General features: G+C 65.3%; 8 protein-coding genes. 2 read left to right on the plus strand and 6 right to left on the minus strand.

What is annotated here, in order from left to right; all coding sequences use genetic code 11:
* Positions 1-135 precede the first annotated feature (135 nt).
* The 4 genes from Q1V87_RS00215 to Q1V87_RS00230 form a co-directional block, all read right to left on the minus strand.
* Entirely contained in the window at positions 136-396 is a 261-nt protein-coding gene (locus Q1V87_RS00215) for a hypothetical protein (RefSeq protein ID WP_300590344.1), read from the minus strand.
* The gene (gene istA, locus Q1V87_RS00220; RefSeq protein ID WP_228179572.1) at positions 393-1,958 is read right to left on the minus strand and encodes an IS21 family transposase; all 1,566 of its coding nucleotides are present in this window, start codon (positions 1,956-1,958) and stop codon (positions 393-395) included. Before istA ends, Q1V87_RS00215 begins: the two co-directional genes overlap by 4 nt.
* Before the next feature lie 404 nt (positions 1,959-2,362).
* Positions 2,363-2,914 (minus strand): putative toxin-antitoxin system toxin component, PIN family, encoded by a 552-nt coding sequence (locus tag Q1V87_RS00225; protein ID WP_300590345.1) that lies wholly within the window; start codon positions 2,912-2,914, stop codon positions 2,363-2,365.
* A complete protein-coding gene (locus Q1V87_RS00230) occupies positions 2,911-3,438 on the minus strand; it encodes a helix-turn-helix domain-containing protein (protein ID WP_300590346.1) in 528 nt (175 codons plus the stop codon). The genes Q1V87_RS00225 and Q1V87_RS00230 overlap by 4 nt, the downstream gene beginning before the upstream one ends.
* 121 nt (positions 3,439-3,559) lie before the next feature.
* On the opposite strand from Q1V87_RS00230, the gene Q1V87_RS00235 reads away from it, so the two are divergent.
* Positions 3,560-4,099: a YaeQ family protein gene (locus Q1V87_RS00235; RefSeq protein WP_300590347.1), complete on the plus strand. Its 540-nt coding sequence runs from the start codon at positions 3,560-3,562 to the stop codon at positions 4,097-4,099.
* Positions 4,100-4,106: 7 nt separating this feature from the next.
* Here Q1V87_RS00235 and Q1V87_RS00240 read toward each other — a convergent pair whose 3' ends face one another.
* Together Q1V87_RS00240 and Q1V87_RS00245 are read right to left on the minus strand one after the other, a co-directional pair.
* Positions 4,107-4,889: an alpha/beta hydrolase gene (locus Q1V87_RS00240; RefSeq protein ID WP_300590348.1), complete on the minus strand. Its 783-nt coding sequence runs from the start codon at positions 4,887-4,889 to the stop codon at positions 4,107-4,109.
* A 40-nt stretch (positions 4,890-4,929) separates the two neighbouring features.
* Positions 4,930-5,283 carry a DsrE family protein gene (locus Q1V87_RS00245; RefSeq protein ID WP_300590349.1) on the minus strand — a complete coding sequence of 118 codons (354 nt, stop codon included), beginning with the start codon at positions 5,281-5,283 and terminating at the stop codon, positions 4,930-4,932.
* A 33-nt stretch (positions 5,284-5,316) separates the two neighbouring features.
* Between Q1V87_RS00245 and Q1V87_RS00250 the strand changes: the two genes are divergently transcribed.
* Positions 5,317-5,496: hypothetical protein (locus Q1V87_RS00250; RefSeq protein ID WP_300590350.1), on the plus strand; the 180-nt coding region annotated here is incomplete at its 3' end.

Genomic DNA, 5,496 nt, shown 5'->3' on the forward strand with positions numbered 1-5,496 from the left:
CCGAGCAGCAAGTCGCAGCGGGAACACGGGCAGGCGGCAGAGCACGCGTCAGCGCACCCCGAACTATCGTGAGACACGTCGAGGTCCTCGGTTGGAGCAGCAGTTGGCGCTACTGATCCTCGGGGACCTCGACCCCTACCCACCGAACCTCACCCGGCGAGCCTCACCCCCACCGAATGTCCGAAGAGCCGGATAACGCAGCCCCGCCCGCCGGACGAGGCCTTCGACCTTCGAATGGGTGAACGTCGCGTGGGCGTCGTCGACAGCGATCTTGATCCGTTCCTCGAACACCACCCCGAGGGTGAGGGCATCGTCCTGGGCTTCGATCGCGTCAACCAGCGACGCGACGCCCATCTCGCGCAGCTTCCGCTTGGTCTCGGAGTCGAGCCGGCTCATCGGCTCTCTCCTGCGTAGTAGTCGGCGCCGCGGACATACCCCGTCGGCTCTGGTGGTGTCCCGGGTGTCGCCCAAGCATCACGGTTGCCGGGCTCGTCTTGCCTGGTCTCGAGGATGGGTCGCAGGTGCGCGTAGCGCGGCGACCTCACCCGGGACGCGAGAGCCACGCCGGCGGCGGCTTCGACGCGGTCGGCGGAGTACCGGCGCGTCATGCGGAGTACCGCCAACGCGGCACTGAGGCCTTGCTCGTCGACGGGGACGGACTCGAAGATCCGGTTGATCACGGTCGTGGTGTTCTCCCCGACCCTCGCAGCCCATTCCCGGACTCTCGGGGCGTCCCACTGCCGATACTGCGGACCATCGGGCAGATCACTGTCATGCGTGCGGTACTCGTTCACCGTCCCGGCCGGAGCGAGAAGATGACTGGTCAGCCTGTCCTGCCCGGTGAACACTTCGAGCATCCTGTCGGTGACCCGCAGATCGACGGCGCGGCCGATGTGAACGTAGGGGACGGAGTAGAAGTTCTTCTCGAACACGACATGCCCGTTGCGCTGGACCCGACGCCCGTAGACCCACCGGGAGATCTCGAACGAGACGGCCGGCAGCGGGCGCAGCAGCGGTTTCTCCTCACCCTCGAACACGCCCAGCCGGGACCCGGCGCGCTTCTGGAACGGCTCCGCGTTGAACGCCGTCATCCGCTCGTAGACCGCGGCCCGCAACTCCGGCAACGTCGCGAACGACTGGTTCCGCAGCGCCGCGATCACCCAGGTCGCGATGTTGCCGACGGTGTTCTCGACGCTGGCCTTGTCCTTCGGCTTCTTCACCCGCCCCGGCAGCACCGCCGCCGAGTAATGCGCCGCGAGCTCCCGATACGCGTCGTTGAGGACCACCTCACCCTCCGCCGGGTGGGAGATCACCCCCGTCTTCAAGTTGTCCGGGACGATCCGGGGAACACTGCCGCCGAACCAGTCGAACATCGCGACATGGGCGCGCAACCAGGTGCCCTGCTTCATATCCAACGTCGGCTCGACGAACGCGAACCTCGAGAACGGCAACGCCGCGACGAACAAGTAGACCCTCGACACGACACCGGTGACCGGGTCGACGAGCTGCATCGTCTTGCCCGACCAGTCGACCTCGACCGACTGCCCCGCCTTATGACCGACCCGCGACGCCGCCCCGGTGACCAGGACGTGGTGCTGGTAGGACTTGCAGAACCTGTCGTACCCCATCGCCGGCTCACCCCGGCCTCGGCAGGAGTCGACGTACTCGCCATGGAGCAGCTTGAGCGTCACCCCGACCTTCGCGAGCTCCCGGTGGACCCGATCCCAGTCCGGCTGCGCGTGAACACTGTCGTGCTCACCGCGCCCGGGAAACAATCGCGCATACACCTCCGCGTCATCGAGACCGGCGACATCGTCGTAGCCGATGCCCTCCCGGTCGGCGGCGCCGAACACCGCGATGACCGAGTGCCGCGACATTCCCTGCGCCTCGATCTGCCGCTTCGAGAACCCCTCCGCGCGAAGCCTCAGCACCAGCTTCACCTTGATCCTGCGTACCATCCGAACTACTCCTTCTGCCGCGTGATCAGCCACGCGGCAGAAGGAGCCTACGAAGGTGGTGCTGAAGCCGAATATTCGGTGGTGCTCAACGACGAGAACACGTTGCTCAGCGAGCGGTGCTCAACCGCAATACCGATGGTGCTCAGAGGACCGAATACTCACCCGGGCCGGTACCGGGCCGGGAACTCGGATGAAACCATCGAGCACCAGTCATCACCAACGAGCACGACTTCCGCGGAATCACGGGGCAAACGAGCACTCGTGAGCACCCGTGAACCCGGCGCATACGACTGAAGTCGTGAGGTCACGGGATCGACGCCCGTCGGAGCCACAAGGGTGATCGTTACAATCACCCCAGAAACCCTCGCGTAGCTTCTACATCGCGGGGGTTTTGCCTTTCCCTCTCAGTAGAGCTTCGACCGAGTTGCCTCTACAAACTTCGGAACGCCGGCACGCGTGAGCGCCAGCAGGAAATCATCGACGGTCATCGTCGGAGATTCGTACCCCGCGACGAGCTCTACCAGGCCACGGAGGGTAGGCGCGTGGTAGAGGTCGAGCTGATTGATAAGGAAGTCGTCGGGGTGAACAACTTCGAGGTCGAAGCGCTCGACGGCTTGCACCGGGAAGTCCTTCGTGTTGAAAGTCACCAGCACTTCGGCACCGCCGCGTATCGCGGCAGCGAGAACGTGCCGATCCTTCGTGTCGTTCGTCATTGTGGGCACCAGGTCCTCGTAGCCAGTGACCATTGCGTCGGCGAAGTAGTCCTCCATCGTGCTGACGCGCTTCCGAACGAGCGCCGGGTCCTCACCGTTCTTGACAAGGTTCTTCGCCAGCTCGAACAGAACGTCGTGCGACCACAGAGGCCGGAACAGTCCGCGGTCAGCGAGTTCTAGGACAAAGTCGTTGAGCAGCGCGCCGTAGAGGACGTTGGTGTCGAAGAAGGCGGGGAAGCTCACTCAGGGTCCAGCTCCGCACGACGTTTCACCTCGGCCGGGTCACCAACCTGGACCTTCGCCTCGAGGCTGGCGCGCTGCAGCTCGCGCAGGGCAGAGCGACGCTCGGCACGGAAACTCGACTGGTAGGCGACGAGATCCTCCAGACGGACGCGACGGTGACGACCCGGCTTGTCGAAGGCAATGTCGCCAGCCTCGAGGAGACGGACCAACGTCGGGCGACTGATGCCGAGGAAGTCCGCAGCCTGCTGCGTCGTCATCGTCATCCCCTGCGGCACGATCGTGATGCCATCACCTGCGGCGAGCGCGTTGGTCACCTGGTCGAGGATTCGGAAGATCTCATCGGGGATGGGGCGAGCGTTTCCGTGAGGGTCCACGAGAGCAGCCTTGGACGAGTTCCGCGAGAGAAACACTTCGAGCTCTCGTATCAACTCAGCGAAGTCGAGAAGCTCTTCGCGAGCGTCTGCTTCGGGCAAGTAGGTCTGTGCCTTGCGGGCACCGCGGGGCATGTCGGTCGAGGTGCTCATGATCTCCACGTTACTTAGCAAAACGAAAAAAACGAACACCTACTCTGGACTAGTGGACCACTCCCTTTCGCTCGATCAAACTGCGAGGAAGCGCCGCACAACAAAGCCATAGGCTGGCGGGATGGCTGCCGGCGCGACGATCTACACGTTCACCGTGACGCTGGCGGATGTCGACCGTGGCGTCTACGAGGATCTGTCGCTGCGGGCGGCGCGGCATCCGTCTGAGACCGACGTGTTCATGCTCACGCGCGTGCTCGCCTACGCACTGGAGTACGAAGAGGGCATCACCTTCACCGAAGGTCTCTCCTCGACGGATGAGCCGGCGATCGTGGTTCGCGACGCGACCGGCACCCTGACTGCCTGGATCGAGGTCGGCGCGCCGGATGCTGCGCGACTTCACGAGGGCAGCATGAAGGCCGAGCGCGTGGCTGTGTACACGCATCGGGATCCGACGAAGCTCGTTGCGAGCTGGGCTGGCAAGCGCATCCACCGTGGCGAAGACATTCCCGTCGTCAGCTTCGACCGCGGCTTCCTCGAGTCGGCGGCGTCGGGTATCGAGCGCCGAACGGCGCTGACTGTCTCGGTCACCGAGAAGCATCTGTACCTCGAGCTCAACGGACAGACGTTCTCGTCAGACATCCACTCCGTGTTCGCCGCCTGAGTCGAGCTCAGACCCCGCCGAGCCGCTCCGCGACCACGCGAGCCGTCGCCGCAGGATCGGGGCGATGTCCGCGGGACTCGGGCACGATGACGAGCTCTGCCGCCGGCATCGCCTCGGCGAGCGCACGAGATGACACCTCAAGCAAAGGGAACGTCTCGGCGCCGCAGAGCACAGCGGTCGGAACGTCAAGGCCAAGCATCCGCTCATCGGGAGAATCGCACGCGCGAGTGAGGGTTGCGTCGTAAACGACCGACTGCGCGAGACCCACCAGATGCGGGAACATCGGGCTCTCGCGGATCTGCTCGATCATCGCGTCGGGCAATCCCACTGCTTCTCGCTGGAAGATCGTGACGACCTCCTCGGGGCGCCCCTCGTCGAGCAGTCGCTGCAGCCGCTCGGGCAGGTCCGTGGCCACGTGAGATTGCCCGAAGCCCAGCGGCGGCTCCGACAGAAAGAGGTGCGTCGCCTGAGCTCCACGGGATGCAGCGAGCAACGCGAGCACCGCACCCGACGAATGGCCGAGGAGTGCCGCGCGACCACCCACGGCATCCACGACCGCTGCCACATCCTCCGCTTCGCGCTCGGGTGCGTAGGGCGCGGTATCTCCACTGCCCCCGCGGGCACGACGGTCGACCGTCACGCCCTGAAGACCGAGCGCGGCCAGAGCTTCCGCCAGCGGCGCGCCGTCGGTCGCGGTCGAGAAGGCTCCGCCGAGGATGACGACAGGCTGGCCCGACCCGAGTGTTTCGTAGGCGATGCGCGTGCCGTCCGCAGAGATGGCTGTATCCATGCGGCCGAGCGTAGACCTCGCCGCCGACACCGCAGAGAAGTCAGAAGGAGATGACGGTTGCCCCTTCGAGCGTGAAACGCAGGAACTCGTCGCGGGCGATCGACAGCACGATCCCTCGCCTGCCGAGGTCATCCTCGACGCCAGCCGCGCGTGCCGCGTTGACGCAGGCGCCGACACGGATGCCAGTCGAGATCAGCTCGTCGATCTGTCGGTTGAACTGCGCGTCGGCATCCGTCTGTGACAGCGTAAGGTGACGCTGCGCCGGACCGAACACGAACACCTCGACTGCCACATCGTTCTCGGCGGCGACCTCCGCGATGCGCTGAGGCACCCGCGTGCCGAGGGTCAGCGCGTCATCGTCGTCGTGGAACACGTGAACAACAGTCTTCTTCATGCTGCCATCTTGGCCCCCGGATAGGATCCCAGCATGCGGGGGCGAAGCGTCGGAGCGATCTTGGCTGTAGCGGCTACCGTGGTCCTCCTCACAGCCTGCACGCCGACCGCGGTCGATGATGCCGCTGCCGAGGCCTGGATTGACGCGACCAACGATGACCTGTCCGCGCGGGAGACGTTCCTGGGCTCGTCGTCGGGGATGCGGTCGGCGTCG

Source organism: Microbacterium sp., from assembly GCF_030149085.1.
Taxonomy (GTDB): domain Bacteria; phylum Actinomycetota; class Actinomycetes; order Actinomycetales; family Microbacteriaceae; genus Microbacterium.

What these genes read in the sequence shown, in the direction of transcription:
- Q1V87_RS00215 (WP_300590344.1), bottom strand. Translation starts at nt 396, where the DNA reads ATGAGCCGGCTCGACTCCGAGACCAAGCGGAAGCTGCGCGAGATGGGC.
- istA (WP_228179572.1), bottom strand. Translation starts at nt 1,958, where the DNA reads ATGGTACGCAGGATCAAGGTGAAGCTGGTGCTGAGGCTTCGCGCGGAG.
- Q1V87_RS00230 (WP_300590346.1), bottom strand. Translation starts at nt 3,438, where the DNA reads ATGAGCACCTCGACCGACATGCCCCGCGGTGCCCGCAAGGCACAGACC.
- Q1V87_RS00235 (WP_300590347.1), top strand. Translation starts at nt 3,560, where the DNA reads ATGGCTGCCGGCGCGACGATCTACACGTTCACCGTGACGCTGGCGGAT.
- Q1V87_RS00240 (WP_300590348.1), bottom strand. Translation starts at nt 4,889, where the DNA reads ATGGATACAGCCATCTCTGCGGACGGCACGCGCATCGCCTACGAAACA.
- Q1V87_RS00245 (WP_300590349.1), bottom strand. Translation starts at nt 5,283, where the DNA reads ATGAAGAAGACTGTTGTTCACGTGTTCCACGACGACGATGACGCGCTG.